This is a genomic window from Pseudoalteromonas sp. SIMBA_162 (assembly GCF_046535955.1).
Taxonomy (GTDB): domain Bacteria; phylum Pseudomonadota; class Gammaproteobacteria; order Enterobacterales; family Alteromonadaceae; genus Pseudoalteromonas; species Pseudoalteromonas marina.
In genome coordinates, this window is record NZ_JAWJBQ010001229.1 from 1 (window position 1) to 235 (window position 235).

Annotated in this window: 1 protein-coding gene; it reads right to left on the reverse strand. The window is 59.1% G+C overall.

The window, feature by feature from the left end:
* A partial coding sequence (locus R0J88_RS23560; protein WP_410901397.1) for a BamA/TamA family outer membrane protein occupies window positions 1-235 on the reverse strand: 235 nt, incomplete at both ends.

The window sequence follows — 235 nt, forward strand, 5'->3', positions numbered from 1 at the left end:
TTCTTGAAGAACGGATAGGTATCGCCGGAGAACGAGTTGGCATAGCCCAGCTCGGTACGGAACTTGAGTGACCAGTCCTGACTCAGCTCGAAGAACTTGGATCCCTTGTAGCGGAGCTTGTAGTAATCCGCATCGGAGCCCGGCACCGCCACTTCCAGCGACAGCAGCTGAGAGCTGCCCGCCGTGGGCAGGATGCCACGGTTGAGGTTGTTGCGTGACCAGCTGGCCGTCAGCT